This is a genomic window from Marinibaculum pumilum (assembly GCF_042646425.1).
GTDB classification, from domain to species: domain Bacteria; phylum Pseudomonadota; class Alphaproteobacteria; order Ferrovibrionales; family Ferrovibrionaceae; genus Marinibaculum; species Marinibaculum pumilum.
Map to the genome: position 1 here is coordinate 1 of NZ_JBHRTR010000043.1, position 650 is coordinate 650.

Below are 650 nucleotides of genomic sequence, written 5' to 3' on the forward strand. Positions count from 1 at the left end.
TCCTGGCCGGCGATGCCGGCGACGACACGGTCGACGGTGGCGCGGGTGCCGACAGCATCGACGGTGGCGAAGGCGCTGACAGTCTGGCTGGCGGTGCAGGGGCGGATTCCGTCCTCGGCGGCGCGGGCGCCGACACGATCGATGGCGGTGACGGCGACGACACCGTGTCCGGCGGCGCCGATGCCGACCTGATTGCCGGCGGTGCCGGTGATGACGTCCTGGCCGGCGATGCCGGCGACGATACGGTCGATGGCGGCGAAGGCGCCGACAGCATCGACGGTGGCGAAGGTGCCGACAGCCTGGCTGGTGGCGCCGGCACCGACAGCATCCTCGGCGGTGCCGGCGCTGACATGATCGACGGCGGTGATGACGCCGACACGATCTCCGGTGGCGACGATGCGGACCTGATCGCCGGTGGTGCCGGTGATGACGTCCTGGCCGGCGATGCCGGCGACGACACGATCGATGGCGGCGCGGGTGCCGACAGTCTGGCCGGCGGTGCCGGTGCAGACTCGATCCTGGGCGGCGCCGGTGCTGACACGATCGACGGCGGTGAGGATGCCGACACGGTCTCCGGTGGCGACGATGCCGACCTGATCACGGGTGGTACGGGCGACGACGTCCTGTCGGGTGATGCTGGCGCCGACACG

1 protein-coding gene is annotated in these 650 nt (G+C 71.8%); it reads left to right on the forward strand.

All coding sequences use genetic code 11. The features are described 5' to 3' along the window. A partial coding sequence (locus ACFOGJ_RS24030; RefSeq protein ID WP_379905424.1) for a calcium-binding protein occupies positions 1–650 on the forward strand: 650 nt, incomplete at both ends.